Annotated in this window: 15 protein-coding genes; 9 read left to right on the top strand and 6 right to left on the bottom strand. The window is 75.0% G+C overall.

Features of this window, described 5'->3' with window-relative positions; genetic code table 11:
• Positions 1 to 31: 31 nt before the first annotated feature.
• From J116_RS23060 to J116_RS23080, 5 genes are all read left to right on the top strand, one after another.
• The gene (locus tag J116_RS23060; RefSeq protein ID WP_023589451.1) at positions 32 to 667 is read left to right on the top strand and encodes a hypothetical protein; all 636 of its coding nucleotides are present in this window, start codon (positions 32 to 34) and stop codon (positions 665 to 667) included.
• A 70-nt stretch (positions 668 to 737) separates the two neighbouring features.
• Positions 738 to 1,541 (top strand): class F sortase, encoded by an 804-nt coding sequence (locus J116_RS23065; protein ID WP_037948206.1) that lies wholly within the window; start codon positions 738 to 740, stop codon positions 1,539 to 1,541.
• A 387-nt stretch (positions 1,542 to 1,928) separates the two neighbouring features.
• Positions 1,929 to 3,320, top strand: coding sequence for an aldehyde dehydrogenase family protein (locus J116_RS23070; protein ID WP_023589453.1), 1,392 nt, complete (start codon positions 1,929 to 1,931; stop codon positions 3,318 to 3,320).
• A gap of 52 nt (positions 3,321 to 3,372) precedes the next feature.
• Positions 3,373 to 4,455 (top strand): Zn-dependent alcohol dehydrogenase, encoded by a 1,083-nt coding sequence (locus tag J116_RS23075; RefSeq protein WP_023589454.1) that lies wholly within the window; start codon positions 3,373 to 3,375, stop codon positions 4,453 to 4,455.
• 266 nt (positions 4,456 to 4,721) lie between these two features.
• A complete protein-coding gene (locus J116_RS23080; RefSeq protein WP_023589455.1) occupies positions 4,722 to 6,056 on the top strand; it encodes an MFS transporter in 1,335 nt (444 codons plus the stop codon).
• An 87-nt stretch (positions 6,057 to 6,143) separates the two neighbouring features.
• Here J116_RS23080 and J116_RS23085 read toward each other — a convergent pair whose 3' ends face one another.
• The 3 genes from J116_RS23085 to J116_RS23095 all read right to left on the bottom strand — a co-directional run bounded on the left by J116_RS23085 (position 6,144) and on the right by J116_RS23095 (position 8,656).
• Entirely contained in the window at positions 6,144 to 7,058 is a 915-nt protein-coding gene (locus tag J116_RS23085; RefSeq protein WP_023589456.1) for a DMT family transporter, read from the bottom strand.
• Positions 7,059 to 7,219: 161 nt separating this feature from the next.
• Positions 7,220 to 7,933, bottom strand: a complete 714-nt coding sequence (locus tag J116_RS23090; RefSeq protein WP_023589457.1) for an ArsR/SmtB family transcription factor — start codon at positions 7,931 to 7,933, stop codon at positions 7,220 to 7,222.
• 18 nt (positions 7,934 to 7,951) lie between these two features.
• Positions 7,952 to 8,656: a TetR/AcrR family transcriptional regulator gene (locus tag J116_RS23095; protein WP_023589458.1), complete on the bottom strand. Its 705-nt coding sequence runs from the start codon at positions 8,654 to 8,656 to the stop codon at positions 7,952 to 7,954.
• Between the two features lie 69 nt (positions 8,657 to 8,725).
• Between J116_RS23095 and J116_RS23100 the strand changes: the two genes are divergently transcribed.
• The 3 genes from J116_RS23100 (at position 8,726) to J116_RS23110 (ending at position 10,955) form a co-directional block, all read left to right on the top strand.
• A complete protein-coding gene (locus J116_RS23100) occupies positions 8,726 to 9,880 on the top strand; it encodes an acyl-CoA dehydrogenase family protein (protein ID WP_028964436.1) in 1,155 nt (384 codons plus the stop codon).
• 75 nt (positions 9,881 to 9,955) lie between these two features.
• Entirely contained in the window at positions 9,956 to 10,243 is a 288-nt protein-coding gene (locus J116_RS23105) for a YiaA/YiaB family inner membrane protein (protein WP_023589460.1), read from the top strand.
• An 85-nt stretch (positions 10,244 to 10,328) separates the two neighbouring features.
• Positions 10,329 to 10,955: a TetR/AcrR family transcriptional regulator gene (locus tag J116_RS23110; RefSeq protein WP_023589461.1), complete on the top strand. Its 627-nt coding sequence runs from the start codon at positions 10,329 to 10,331 to the stop codon at positions 10,953 to 10,955.
• Positions 10,956 to 10,966: 11 nt separating this feature from the next.
• Here J116_RS23110 and J116_RS23115 read toward each other — a convergent pair whose 3' ends face one another.
• Positions 10,967 to 11,428 (bottom strand): MaoC family dehydratase, encoded by a 462-nt coding sequence (locus tag J116_RS23115; RefSeq protein ID WP_023589462.1) that lies wholly within the window; start codon positions 11,426 to 11,428, stop codon positions 10,967 to 10,969.
• Between the two features lie 101 nt (positions 11,429 to 11,529).
• Between J116_RS23115 and soxR the strand changes: the two genes are divergently transcribed.
• On the top strand, positions 11,530 to 12,024 hold the full coding sequence (gene soxR, locus J116_RS23120; protein ID WP_023589463.1) for a redox-sensitive transcriptional activator SoxR: 495 nt from the start codon (positions 11,530 to 11,532) through the stop codon (positions 12,022 to 12,024).
• Positions 12,025 to 12,027: 3 nt separating this feature from the next.
• On the opposite strand, the gene J116_RS23125 is transcribed toward soxR, so the two are convergent.
• Together J116_RS23125 and J116_RS23130 are read right to left on the bottom strand one after the other, a co-directional pair.
• The gene (locus J116_RS23125; RefSeq protein ID WP_023589464.1) at positions 12,028 to 13,104 is read right to left on the bottom strand and encodes an RNA ligase (ATP); all 1,077 of its coding nucleotides are present in this window, start codon (positions 13,102 to 13,104) and stop codon (positions 12,028 to 12,030) included.
• A 181-nt stretch (positions 13,105 to 13,285) separates the two neighbouring features.
• Positions 13,286 to 13,903 carry a hypothetical protein gene (locus tag J116_RS23130; protein ID WP_028964437.1) on the bottom strand — a complete coding sequence of 206 codons (618 nt, stop codon included), beginning with the start codon at positions 13,901 to 13,903 and terminating at the stop codon, positions 13,286 to 13,288.
• Positions 13,904 to 13,992 lie beyond the last annotated feature (89 nt).

Below are 13,992 nucleotides of genomic sequence, written 5' to 3' on the forward strand. Positions count from 1 at the left end.
TCCGTACGACATCCTCACGGAGGAACACGTCATGACCGCAGCCCGACCACTCCTGCGCACCGCAGTCGCCGGACTCGCTCTCGGCGGCATCGCCTTCGCCGGCGCGCCGGCCGCCGTCGCCCAGCCCGGGGACAACGGCGACATCGCGATCCACGACACCGACACCCCGCCGCTCGACCAGCGCAGCGAGTCCAAGGTGTGCCGTTTCTACCTGGCCGCCTTCAACTTCGCGGGGCTGCAGCAGGTCACGTACACGATCACCCCGCAGCCGCTGCAGGCGGGCGACCCGACCGTGACGGGTGCCATCAACCTGGCGCCGACCGGCACCGGCCAGACCACCGAACTGACCCTGCCCGAGGGTCAGTACAGGCTGACCTGGACGTTTCCCGGCGCCACCCTGCCGGGCAACCTGAAGGTCTTCCGCGTCGACTGCCCGAAGGGCCACGGCGACAAGAACAAGCACGGCGACAAGAACAAGCAGGGCGACGGGGGCGCCCAAGGCCACAAGGGCCCGCACGGCGGCGTGGGCGCGGGCGGCGGCGGCATGGCGGCCCCGGCCGCCGACTCGTCCGCCGTCGGTGTCGGCGCGGCGCTCGCGGCCGGCCTGGCGGGTACCGCCGGGCTGATCCTCGCCCGCCGTCGCCGCCGCTCCCATGGCGCCGCGTAGACCGTCGTACTCACGGTTCACCCGTCGGCAACGCCGCCTCCTCCGCCTCACCAGGACGGTGGCCGCGGCGGTGGCGCTCGTCTCCGGCGGCGTCTGGTTGGCCGAGGACGGCGAGCCGTCCGGGCCCGCCCCGGCAGCGGTGGCCGCGCCGCCGCAGCCGGGGCCCGCGACCACCCCGCCGCCCGTCACCGAGTCGAAGGCGGGGCAACAGCCCGGCGGGCGGACCGAGCCCCGGACCGGCCCGCGGGCCGACCGGGGCACCGGGCAGGGTGCCGGACAGCAGCCGGGCGCCCGGGCGGGGCAAGGCGCGGGACAGCGGGCGGGACAGGGGGCCGGGCGACCGGCGGACCAGGCGCGGCCCAATGCGCCGAAGCCGTCGGCGGCGAAACGGCCACCCGCCGCCCTCGCCCCCTCACCGCCCAGGCAGATCGCCGTCCCGGCCATCACGATCGAGGCCCCGGTCGTGCGCCTGGGTCTCGAACCGTCGGGCCAGTTGCGCTCCCCGCCCGTGGAGAACCCCCACTTGACCGGCTGGTACGAGGACGGCGCCACGCCCGGCGAGAAGGGCACCGCGATCATGGTCGGCCACCGCGACACCCGCAAGGGCCCGGCCGTGTTCCTCAACCTCGACGCGCTCAAGCCCGGCAACACCGTCCGGGTCACCCGCGAGGACGGGATCACCGCGGTGTTCACCGTTCACCGCGTCAGCACCTTCGACAAGGAGAACTTCCCCGACAAGGAGGTGTACGGGCCTGCCAAGCGCCCCGAGCTGCGCCTGCTCACCTGCGGCGGGGCCTTCGACCGGAAGAAGGGGTACGAGGCCAACATCGTCGTCTTCGCCCACCTCACCGACACGATCCCGGCGAACGCGTGACCCGGCGGGCCCGCACCCCTCAAGCGGCGGGCCCGCCTCTCCGTTGCGGGCCGCCCCAGCGCGGCGCATCCTCCTGGACGGGCGCCCCTTGTGCCCGCCGGTCCCGCCTGCGCCGCGGGTCCGGCGCCTGCGCTGCAGGCCGTTGCGCTGGGGGCAGCCGGTCCGCCGGGGGCGGCACGGGCGGTTGCGCAGCGGACTTGCCCCGTCGCCCTGGCGGGCGTGCCGCGGGGCCCGGCCCGCCGCGGGGGAGTGGGGGGAGTGGGGGGAGGCGCCGGGGCGGAGGGGTGGCAGGATCGGGACAGCTCGCACGCGCGGGCCCCTGGCCAAGAAAAACTACCGTCGCTAGTTTGGTCGGTGACCCCGCACCACAGGCCGAAGGAGACAGCGATGAAGGTCCACGACGGGATGTACATCGACGGCGCCTGGCGCCCCGCCGCAGGCACCGGCACCATCGCCGTGGTGAACCCGGCCACCGAGGAGCCGTTCGCCACCGTCCCCGCCGGTGAGCCCGCCGACATCGACGCCGCCGTACGCGCCGCCCGCGCCGCGTTCCCCGGCTGGGCCGCCACCCCGCCCGCCGAACGCGCCGCCCGCCTGGCCGCCCTGCGCGACGCGCTCGCCGCCCGCCAGGACGAGATCGCCGCGACCGTCACCGCCGAGCTGGGCGCCCCGCCGAAGCTGGCCCACGCCGTGCACGCCGGACTGCCGGTCACCGTCGCGGGGTCGTACGCCGACCTCCTCGGGACGTACGCCTTCGAGGAGAAGGTCGGCAACTCCACCGTCCTCCTGGAACCGGTCGGCGTCGTCGGCGCGATCACGCCCTGGAACTACCCGCTCCACCAGATCGTCGCCAAGGTCGCCCCCGCCCTCGCGGCGGGCTGCGCGGTCGTCGTCAAGCCCGCCGAGGAGACCCCGCTCACCGCGCGCCTCTTCGCCGAGTGCGTCCACGAGGCGGGCTTCCCCGCCGGGGTCGTCAACGTCGTCACCGGCCTCGGGCACGTCACGGGCCAGGCCCTCGTCGAGCACGACGGCGTGGACATGATCTCCTTCACGGGCTCCACCGCCGTCGGCAGGCGCATCGGCGCGGCCGCCGGGGGCGCGGTCAAGCGGGTCGCCCTGGAGCTGGGAGGCAAGTCGGCGAGCGTGATCCTGCCGGGCGCCGACCTCGCCAAGGCCGTCGCGGGCAGCGTCGCGAGCGTCATGTCCAACTCCGGCCAGCGCTGCAACGCCCTCACCCGGGTCCTCGTCGGCGCGGACCGGTACGAGGAGGCCGTCGCCCTCGCCGCCGAGGCCGCCGCGAAGTACCCGGCGGGCGACCGGATCGGCCCGCTCGTCAGCGCCGCCCAGCGCGACCGCGTCGTCGCGTACATCGAGAAGGGCATCGCGGAGGGCGCCCGGATCGTCGCGGGCGGCCCCCGCCCGCCGCTGGAGCGCGGCTTCTACGTCGCGCCGACCGTCTTCGCCGACGTGACGCCCGGCATGACGATCGCCCAGGAGGAGATCTTCGGCCCGGTCGTGGCGTTCCTGCGGTACGAGGACGAGGAGGACGCCCTGCGCATCGCCAACGGCACGGAGTACGGCCTCGCGGGCGCCGTGTGGGGCGAGCCCGAAGCGGCCGTCGCCTTCGCCCGGCGCATGGAGGCCGGGCAGGTGGACGTCAACGGCGGCCGCTTCAACCCGCTGGCCCCGTTCGGCGGCTACAAGCAGTCCGGCGTCGGCCGGGAGCTGGGCGCCCACGGCCTCGCCGAGTACCTGCACACGAAGTCCCTCCAGTTCTGACGGGCCCCGCCCCGCCCCCCCGCACACCCCAACCAGTCGGGAGAAACCGATCGTGGTCGTCCGCGCCGCCGTCCTGCCCTCCGTCGGGTCTCCGCTGGAGATCATCGGCATCCGCCTGCCCGCGCCGGGCCCCGGCGAGGTCCGGGTCCGCCTGGCCGCCGCCGGGGTCTGCCACTCCGACCTGTCCCTGTCGGACGGCACCATGCGCGTGCCCGTCCCCGCCGTCCTCGGCCACGAGGGCGCGGGCACCGTCGTGTCCGTGGGCGAGGGCGTCACCCATGTCGCCCCGGGCGACGGCGTCGTCCTCAACTGGGCGCCGTCCTGCGGCACCTGCCACCACTGCCGGATCGGCGAGGTGTGGCTGTGCGCCGACGCGCTGACCGGCGTCGGCCGCGCCCACGCCGTCACCGAGGACGGCCGGCAGCTCCACCCCGGCCTGAACGTCGCCGCGTTCGCCGAGGAGACGGTCGTCCCCGGCCGCTGCGTCCTGCCCGTCCCCGACGGCGTCCCGCTCACCGACGCGGCCCTCCTCGGCTGCGCCGTGCTCACCGGGTACGGCGCCGTCCACCACTCCGCCCGGGTCCGCAGGGGCGAGTCCGTCGTCGTGTTCGGCGTCGGCGGGGTCGGCCTGGCCGCGCTCCAGGCGGCCCGGATCGCCGGGGCCGGACCGATCGTCGCGGTGGACGTGTCGCCGGAGAAGGAGGCGCTGGCGAAGGCCGCCGGGGCCACGGACTTCGTGGTCGCGTCGGACACGACCGCGCGGGAGGTCCGCAAGCTCACGTCCGGGCGGGGCGCCGACGTGGCCGTGGAGTGCGTCGGCCGCGCCCTCAGCATCCGTACCGCGTGGGACTCCACCCGGCGCGGCGGGCGCACCACGGTCGTCGGCATCGGCGGCAAGGACCAGCAGGTCACCTTCAACGCCCTGGAGATCTTCCACTGGGGCCGCACCCTGTCCGGCTGCGTCTACGGCAACTGCGACCCCGACCGCGACCTGCCCGTCCTCGCCGACCACGTCCGCGCGGGCCGCCTCGACCTGAGCGCCCTGGTCACCGACCGGATCCACCTGGACGGCATCCCCGAGGCGTTCGAGAACATGCGGTCCGGTAAGGGCGGCCGCGCCCTGGTCGTCTTCTAGCCGCGCCGCCCCGGCCGCCCCGCGCGGCACCATCCGCACCGCCCGCGGCACCAGCCCCGCCACCAGCCGCGAAACACCCCGGCCGCCCCCGCGCGGCCGGGGTCCCCGCGCTGCCCCGGCGCCTGCGGGCGGCCCGCGCGCCCCGGCCACGAGGGCGCGGAACTGGTCCGGTCCAGGCCGTTGACGCCATACCAGCCGGTCGGTACGTTCCCGGCCAGCAAGGCGCCGCCCCCTCCCGTCCCCCGCACCGCCTGGAGTGTGCACCCATGGACACGGCCCCCTCTCCCGCACCCGCACCCGCCGCCGACGACCGCCGCCGACGCAGGGTGGCCACCGCCGCCGCGCTCGCCTCGGCCGTGGAGTGGTACGACTACTTCGTCTTCGGCATCGCCGCCGCCCTCGTGCTCGGCGACCTCTACTTCCCGGCGGACAACCCGTCGGCCGGCGTCCTCGCCGCGTTCGCCACCTTCGCCGTCGGCTTCCTCGCCCGGCCCGTCGGCGGTGTCATCGCGGGCCACCTCGGCGACAAGCGCGGCCGCAAGCCGATGCTGGTCCTGGCACTCGTCCTGATGGGCCTCGCCACCGTCGGCATCGGCCTGCTCCCCACGTACGAGACGATCGGCATCGCCGCCCCCGTACTGCTGGTCCTCCTGCGCGTGTTGCAGGGCGTCGCGGTCGGCGCCCAGTGGGGCGGCGCGATGCTCATGGCCACCGAGTACGCCCCCGAGGGCAAACGCGGCCTGTACGGCAGCCTCGTCCAGCTGGGCGTCCCCATCGGCGTGGTGACGGCCAACTCCGTCTTCCTCGTCGCCGGTTCCCTCACCAGCGACGCGGCGTTCGCCTCCTGGGGCTGGCGGGTGCCGTTCGTCGTCGGCTTCCTCGTCCTCGGCCTCGCCTGGTACATCCACACGCGGGTGGAGGAGACGCCGGACTTCAAGGCCGCCGAACGGGCCCTCGCGGAACAGGAGAAGGGCAGGCCCGGCTCCCCGCTGGGCACGATCCTGCGCCACCACCTCGGCACGGTCCTCCTGGCGGGCGGCTCCTTCGCCGTCAACACGGCTACCTTCTACATCGTCATCACCGGCGTCCTCGACTACGCGACCCGCGAACTCGCCATGGAGCGCGGCGCGGTGCTGATGGTCTCCCTCTGTGTCAGCCTCACGCAGCTCGGGCTCATCCCCTGGGCGGCGTCCCTCTCCGACCGCGTCGGGCGGCTGCGCGTCTACGCGTTCGGCGCGTTCGGCCTGCTCGTGTGGGCGGTGCCGATGTTCCTGCTCATCGACACCGCGTCGCTGCTGTGGCTGGCCGTGGGGACGTTCGTCGCCAGCTGCTTCCTCAGCGTCATGTACGGGCCGCAGGCGGCCCTCTTCGCGGAGCTGTTCACGGCGGAGATGCGCTACACCGGGGCCTCGCTCGGCTACCAGATATCGGCGGTGCTCGGCGGCGGCCTCGCCCCGTTCGTCATGGTGCTCCTGCTGGAGGCGACCGGCACCTCGATGTCCGTGGCCGCCTACATCATGGTCCTCGCCGTGGTCGCCCTCGCCTCCATCGGCATCCTCGCCCGCCGCGCCGCCGCGTCCTCCGGGTCCGACGCGAGCTGACCCAGGCCGTCGCCGGCCCGGGTTCGCGGGCACGGCCCCGGCCGGGCCGCGCCGGGCGCCGGCCGCCGCCCCCGGACGCGGGCCCGCTCAGGCGGCCCGTGTCCGGGGCCGGGACCGCGAGACGGCCACCCCGGCCAGGCACAGCGCGCCGCCCGCCAGCGTCAGCGCCCCCGGCACCTCGCCCAGCACCGGCCACGACATCAGCACCACCAGCGCGGGCACCGCGTACGTCGTCGCCCCCAGCCGCCCGGCCGGGGTACGGGCCAGCGCGTACGCCCAGGTGGTGAACGCCAGCGCGGTCGGGAACACCCCCAGGTACACCATGTTCAGCGTCGCGGACACCGGCGCCCGCCCGGCCTCCTCCACCAGCACCCCGGCGAACGGCAGACACGCCACCGTCCCGGTCAGGCACCCGAACCCGGTGACCTGGAGCGCGCTCGCGTGCCGCAGCGCCGGCTTCTGCGCGACCACCCCGGCCGCGTACCCGGCGGCGGCGAGGAGGCACAGGCCCACGCCGAGCACCGACGCCCGCCCCTCGCCCGACAGGGACAGCCCCACCGCGACGGCCCCGGCGAACGACACCGCCATACCGGCCACCAGCCGGGGCGGCGTCGCCTCGCCCAGGAACCGCGCGCCCAGCAGCGCGATGAGCACGGGCCCGATGTTCACCACCATGGCGGCCGTGCCCGCGTCGACCTTCCGCTCACCCCAGTTGAGCGCCACCATGTACACCCCGAACCACAGCAGCCCCGACACGGCGACGCCGGGCCACGCGGCGCGCGGCGGCAGCCCCTCGCGCCGCACCAGCAGCAGACAGCCCAGGACGAGCGACCCGGCGAGCAGCCGCCCGAGCGCCAGCGCGCCGGGGGAGTACGCCGTCCCGGCACTGCGGATCGACACGAACGCCGACGCCCACAGGACGACACTGACGGCCGCCGCCGCGACCGCGGCCAGGCGTGCGCGGGAAGGGCGGGTACGGGGAGGAGAGATGACCGGGTCCATGACGGGACCGTACGGCCGGGACACTTCGGCCCCCGCCGCAACGACCCCCGCCGACTGCGACGCCCCGCCTCCGCCGACCCGCGACGAAGTCTCCCCGCCCGCGCAGACGCCCCCCACCCGCGCAGACGCCCCGCCCCGCCAGGCCCCGGCCCCCGCGCCGGTCAGCGCAGGTCCTCCGGACCGATGCCCAGCAGTTCACCGAGCACCCGCTCCCCGGCGGCCGTCACCTTCACCGCGCGTTCCGTCCCCACGCGTACGCACCACCCGGTGTCCAGCGCGTGACGGCACAGTGCGGCGCCCGCCACCCCGGCCAGGTGCGGCCTGCGCTCGGTCCAGTCGAGGCAGCCGCGCGCGAGCGGCCGCCGCCCCTTGGCGACCAGCTCCACGCCCAGGTCCCGGAACCACCGCAGCCCGCCGTCGGTGAGCGCGAAGCCGGTGTCCTGGCCCAGCAGTCCGCGCGCCGTCATCGCGTCCGTGATGGCCGTCCCGAGCCGCCCCGCCAGATGGTCGTAGCAGGTGCGGCCCCGCGCCATGGCGTTTCGCGCGCCCGCCTCCCGCAGGGTGCGCGGCGGGCGCCCGGCGTCGGGCGCACAGTACGCGGCGAGGTCCTCCACCAGGTGCGCCGCCCGCGCGTCGGCGAGCCGTACGTACCGGTGCCGCCCCTGGCGTTCCTCCGCGAGCAGCCCGCCCGCGACCAGGCGGCCCAGGTGCTCGCTGGCCGTGGACGGCGCCACGCGCGCGTGGCGGGCCAGTTCCCCGGCCGTCCAGGCGCGGCCGTCCAGCAGGGCGAGGCAGAACGCGGCGCGGGTCTCGTCGGCCAGCAGGGCGGCGAACGCCGCGAGGTCCCGGGCGGCGGGGGAGCGGGTCGTCGTCATACGTCCAGGATGGCGCCCCTACGGTTCGGCCCCGGCCGCAGCGCCCCCGCCCGACGCGCCCCCGCCCGCGTCCCGCGCCCCGCCCGGAACCACCGCCGCGTACTGGAGCGCCAGCCCGTCCAGCAGGGCCCGCAGGCCCGTTTCGAAGGCGCCCTCGTCCACCTTCTCGCGCCGTTCGGCGAGCAGGTGCGCCTGGCCCAGGTGCGGGTAGTCGGCCGGGTCGTACGCGGACTCGTCGTCCACGAACCCCTGGGCGAACGAGCCGAGCGCCGAGCCGGTGATGAAGTACCGCATGAGCGCGCCGATGTACGTGGCCTGCGCGGGCGGCCATCCGGCCCGGACCATCGCGCCGAACACCGCGTCGGCGACCCGCAGTCCGGCCGGGCGGCGGCCGGGCCCACGCGCGAGGACCGGCACGATGTGGGGGTGGTCGGTGAGGGCCGCCCGGTACGAGACCGCCCAGTCGTGCAGCGCCGTACGCCAGTCCCGGCCGTCGGACGCGTCGAACATCGACAGGTCCACCTGCGCGCTGACCGCGTCGGCGACCGCCTCCAGGATCTCGTCCTTGGTGCGGAAGTGGTTGTACAACGACGGTCCGCTGACCCCCAGTTCGGCCGCGAGGCGCCGCGTCGAGACCGCCTCCAGGCCCTCCGCGTCCACCAGGGCGCCCGCCGCGGCGACGATGCGGTCTCGGCTGAGCAGGGGCTTGCGCGGTCTGGCCATGCGGCACATAGTAGGGCTGCCCACAGAAAACTAGCGCCGCTAATTAACGTCGTGATCGAAGGGGTCCGCGTGAATCTGGAGCTGAGCGAGGAGCAGGAGGCCGTCCGTCGGCTGGCCGAGGACTTCGTACGCCGCGAGGTCACCCCGCACGCCGCCGCCTGGGACCGCGCCGAGAGCGTGGACCGGGGCGTCGTGCGGAAGCTCGGCGCGCTCGGCTTCCTCGGGCTGACCGTCCCGGAGGAGTACGGCGGCTCGGGCGGCGACCACCTCGCGTACTGCCTGGTCACCGAGGAGCTCGGGCGCGGCGACTCCTCCGTGCGCGGCCTCGTCTCGGTCTCCCTCGGCCTGGTCGCCAAGACCATCGCCGCGTGGGGCACCGAGGAGCAGAAGCGCGCGTGGCTGCCCCCGCTCACCTCGGGCGAGGCGCTCGGCTGCTTCGGCCTCACGGAGCCCGGCACCGGCTCCGACGCGGCGAACCTCGCCACCCGCGCCGTCCGGGGCCCCGGCGGCGACTGGGTGCTCGACGGCTCCAAGATGTTCATCACCAACGGCACCTGGGCCGACGTCGTGCTCCTCTTCGCCCGCACCTCCGACGAGCCGGGGCACCGGGGCGTCTCCGCCTTCCTGGTCCCGGCCGACTCCCCGGGCCTCACCCGGCGCGCCGTCCACGGCAAGCTCGGCCTGCGCGGCCAGCCCACCGCCGAACTGGTCCTCCAGGGCGTGCGCGTCCCCGCCGACGCGCTGCTCGGACCGGAGGGCAAGGGCTTCTCCGTCGCCATGTCGGCGCTCGCCAAGGGCCGCATGTCCGTCGCCGCGGGCTGCGTGGGCATCGCGCGGGCGGCGCTCGACGCGGCGGTCGGGTACGCGGGGGAGCGCGAGCAGTTCGGCAAGCCCATCGCCTCGTACCAGCTGGTGCAGGAGCTGATCAGTGACATCTCCCTGGACGTGGAGGCGGCGCGGCTGCTCACCTGGCGGGTCGCCGACCTGATCGACCGGGGCCGGGACTTCGCCACCGCCGCGTCCCAGGCGAAGCTGTTCGGCTCCGAGGCCGCCGTACGGTCCGCGAACAACGCGCTCCAGGTCTTCGGCGGCTACGGCTACATCGACGAGTACCCGGTCGGCAAACTGCTGCGCGACGCGCGCGTGATGACCCTGTACGAGGGCACCAGCCAGATCCAGAAGCTCATCATCGGCCGCGCCCTCACCGGGGTCTCCGCCTTCTGACCCGGCGCCGCTGAGTACCGCGCCTGAGTAGCCGGACGGATGTGGCGCACACCACAGCGGCGCATCCTCGACCCCATGAGTGACACACCGGTCAAGCAGCAGAACACCGCGGCGTACTACGGCCAGGCTGTCGCCTCCTTCGCCGTCGCCCTCCTCGCCGTCGCCCTCGGCATCGGCAACCTGGAGGCGGACGTCTGGGTCCGCGCCTTCCTCGGCATCGCCGTCCTGTACCTCACGACCTCCGCCTTCACCCTCGCCAAGGTCGTCCGCGACCGGCAGGAGGCCGGGCAGATCATCAGCCGCGTCGACCAGGCCCGGCTGGAGAAGCTGCTCGCCGAGCACGACCCGTTCCAGAAGCTCTGACCCCGCCGGTGCCCCCGCCACGCTCTAAGCGCTTGCTCACCCTCGCGGTATGGTGTTCGTCCTTGTATGACGGAAGGGGCGAGTGATGGGTACGGCGGAGGAGAGGCCCGACGGCCGGGAGACGCCATGGGGCGAGGTCACCCCGGACGCGGCCCGTCGGCTGCTGGTGGCCGCCGTGGAGGCCTTCGCCGAGCGCGGCTACCACGCCACGACCACCCGTGACATCGCGGGCCGCGCCGGCATGAGCCCGGCCGCGCTCTACATCCACTACAAGACCAAGGAGGAGCTCCTCCACCGGATCAGCCGCATCGGCCACGACAGGGCCCTGGAGATCCTGGAGGAGGCGGCGGACGGCCCCGGCACCGCCGCCGAGCGCCTCGCCGCCGCCGTGCGGTCCTTCGTCCGCTGGCACGCCGAGCGCCACACGACCGCCCGCGTCGTCCAGTACGAGCTCGACGCCCTCGGCCCGGAGCACCGGGCGGAGATCGTCGCCCTGCGCCGCAGGACCGACGCCGCGGTGCGCCGCATCATCAGCGACGGCGTGGCCGCCGGCGAGTTCGACGTCCCCGACGTCCCGGGCACGACCCTCGCGGTCCTGTCCCTGTGCATCGACGTGGCCCGCTGGTTCAACGCCCAGGGCAGCCGCACCCCCGACGAGGTCGGCGCCCTCTACGCCGACCTCGTCCTCCGCATGGTCACCGCCCGCTCCTGACCCCGGCGGGCTCAGAAGTAGAAGCGGGAGACCGACTCCGCGACGCACACCGGCTTGTCGCCGCCCTCGCGCTCCACCGTCACCACGGCCGTCACCTGCACGCCGTCGGGCACGTCGTCGACCGCCTTCAGCAGCGCCGTCGCGCGCAGGCGCGAGCCGACCGGGACCGGCGCGGGGAAGCGCACCTTGTTCGTGCCGTAGTTGACGCCCATCCGCACCCCGTCCACCCGCATCACCTGCGGCGTCAGGACGGGCAGCAGGGACAGCGTCAGGTAGCCGTGCGCGATCGTCGTCCCGAACGGGCCGGACGCCGCCCGCTCCCGGTCCACGTGGATCCACTGGTGGTCCTCGGTGGCGTCGGCGAACAGGTCGATCCGCTTCTGGTCCACCTCCAGCCAGTCGCTGTACCCGAGCTGCTCGCCCACCGCGGCCCGCAGCTCTTCGACGGAGGTGAAGATCCTCGGCTCTGCCATCCCTGCTCCCTGGTTCCAGGCGCGATCACGGTCATGTCCAAGCGCTTGCTTAGCATGTGCGCGGCGGTGGCCCTTGTCAACGGACCAGTAGGGTTCGGGGGGTGCCGCAGATTCCAGAGAAGATCCACGAGCTCACCGTCGGCCAGCTCTCCGCCCGCAGCGGCGCGGCCGTCTCCGCCCTGCACTTCTACGAGGCCAAGGGCCTGATCACCAGCCGCCGCACCAGCGGCAACCAACGCCGCTACAGCAGGGACGCGCTGCGCCGCGTCGCCTTCGTGCGCGCGGCCCAGCGCGTCGGCATCCCCCTCGCCACCATCCGGCAGGCACTCGCCGAGCTGCCGGAGGAGCGGACGCCCACCCGCGAGGACTGGGCGCGGCTCTCCCGGACCTGGCGGGCCGAACTGGACGCCCGCATACAGCAGCTCGCCCGGCTCCGCGACCACCTCACCGACTGCATCGGCTGCGGATGCCTCTCCCTCAAGACGTGCGTCCTGTCCAACCCGGACGACGTGCTCGGCGAGCGCCTCGCCGGCTCCCGGCTCCTGCCGGTGCGCCTTCCCCAGGACGGTGACGAGGGCGCGCGGGAGGAGGCGTAGGGCCTACTCGTACTCCGTACCGCCCTTCCGGGTCAGGTACGCGGGGCTGACCGCCTTGGCGATCGCCCGGCCGCCGACCACCGGGCTGTGCCGCTCGGTGGCCGGGCGGATCACCACGCCCTCCCGCAGGTGCAGGCCGCGTCCCGACACGGTCTCCCGCCCCGACGCCAGCTCCATCACGGTCGCGATGTCGTACGGGCCGCTGAACAGCACCGGCACGAGCGGCAGTTCACCGTCCAGCACCTCGTGCAGTTCCGCCGCGTCCAGCCGCCGCACCTGCCCGGCGACCTCCACGGACACGTCGAACACGGCGTACCCGAGCCGGTCGGCGCGGGCGTCGGCGCCGTGGGAGAGGTCCTGCACCCCGGCCCCGTACACCTCGCCGAACACGCCGACCCTGGTCGCGCCGAACCGCCTCGCCAGCCGCGCCGCCGCCTCCGGTGCGCCGTGCCCGCGCACCGCGCGCCAGTACACGTTGCGCGGGTCCTCCCGGAGCGCCAGGCCCTTGGCGCCGAAGCCCTTAGAGGAGACCTGCACCCGGTCGCCTTCGGCGTGGTACGTCATCAGGCAGGCCGTGCCGTGCACCTTCTCCGTCAGGACGACGGGCTCGCCCGGCGCGAACAGGTCCGGGTAGCGCTGGATGTTCTCCACGTCGCCCCACGGCAGCAGATCGGGCGCGGACTCCACGTCGCCGCTCATGCTCGTGGGTACCGGCGGCACCCACTTGGTGATGCCGAGCAGCTCCGCGAAGTCCGTACGGTCCCGCGCCGCCGCCACCAGGTCCACCCCGGCCAGCGCGCGCGGGCGGCACACGAGCCCCTGCGACAGCTCGCCGCGCAGCCGCACCGCCTTCACCCGGTTCGCCGCCGACCCGGCCAGCCGCCCGGTCAGCCCCAGCTCCTCGATGAGCGGCGCGGGCAGGACCGCCTGCTCCGGGATGTACACGGCGGCGTCGCCCGTGCGGTAGGCGCCCTTGGCGACGACCGCCCGGTACAGGCCCACCTGGGCCAGTTCGAGGGCGTCGGCGTCGGGATGCTCGTGGACGGTCAGCAGTTCGGCGGTGACGCGCAGCGTGGACATGGCGCGGCTCCTCATGGTCGGTGGATCGGTCACCGCCACTGTCGCCGCGCGGAATCCGGATGCTCACCCGGTTTTCCCGCTGCTACGGTCGGTCCGCCCAAGCGCCCTGCGGGCCGCCCCCGCCGGCCGGTCCGTACGCCCGGGAAAGCCAGGTCCGTACGCTCCCGAAAGGCTCCGTCCCTCACCCCACGGCGGCCAGTTCCCGCACCGTCCGGGCCGCGCGGCGGCGGGCCGCCGCGAGGGCCTCGGGCGACAGGACGGGCGCCGGGACGAGCACCCCGCAGTCCCCGCAGACCGGGCCGCACGCCTCGTCCCGGCCGTCCCACCGCCAGACGAACCGGTCGCCGCCGCACACCGGGCAGCACCCGCCGGGCCCCGCCTCCAGGGCCGCGATCAGCCGCCGCAGCGCCTCGCCCAGCGGCAGGTCCGGGTGCGTGGACGGGTCCACGCACCGCGCCACGCCGTTGCCGCCCCAGGTGCGGCGGTGCCAGTCGTCGAGCGGGCCCGGGGTGCGCAGCCCCAGGTGCTTCTCCCTGCGGCGCCGCTCCGCGAACCGCCGCTCGTAGGCGAGCCACACGGCCCGCGCCTCCTCCACCTCGTCCAGCGCGGCCACCAGCCGCGCCGGATCGAGGTCCCGGTCCTCGGGTCCGAACCCGTGCCGCCCGCACAGGTGGTCCCAGGTCGCCCGGTGCCCGTACGGCGCGAACCGCTCCAGGCACTTGCGCAGCGAGTAGCGCCGCAGCGCCACATCGCATCCCGGATCACGAACCTGTCTGGCGAGACTCCGGAAACCGGCCATCGCTCCGCCACCTCCGTCGCTGGTACTTCGGCGTCGTTGAAGAGACGTACGGGTGCCCGTTCCGGCTCCATCGAAAATCGACAGGGGTC

Source organism: Streptomyces thermolilacinus SPC6 (assembly GCF_000478605.2).
Classification (GTDB): domain Bacteria; phylum Actinomycetota; class Actinomycetes; order Streptomycetales; family Streptomycetaceae; genus Streptomyces; species Streptomyces thermolilacinus.